The sequence below is a fragment of the Bacillus cereus group sp. N6 genome (assembly GCF_016483705.1).
GTDB classification, from domain to species: domain Bacteria; phylum Bacillota; class Bacilli; order Bacillales; family Bacillaceae_G; genus Bacillus_A; species Bacillus_A wiedmannii.
In genome coordinates, this window is sequence record NZ_JAEHBI010000386.1 from 1 (window position 1) to 211 (window position 211).

The window sequence follows — 211 nt, forward strand, 5'->3', positions numbered from 1 at the left end:
CGAAGTGGCTAAACGCGGCGGACTGTAAATCCGCTCCTTCGGGTTCGGCAGTTCGAATCTGCCCCCCTCCACCATTTTCTTTAAAATAACCTGAGAGGGTTTATTTTTTTGAAAAGATAACCATACTAGTAAATATTAATGGGCTATAGCCAAGCGGTAAGGCAACGGACTTTGACTCCGTCATGCGCTGGTTCGAATCCAGCTAGCCCAG

1 tRNA gene is annotated in these 211 nt (G+C 47.4%); it reads left to right on the forward strand.

Annotated features, from left to right (window positions below):
- Positions 1-139: 139 nt before the first annotated feature.
- Positions 140-211 (forward strand) — tRNA-Gln (locus JDS99_RS31685).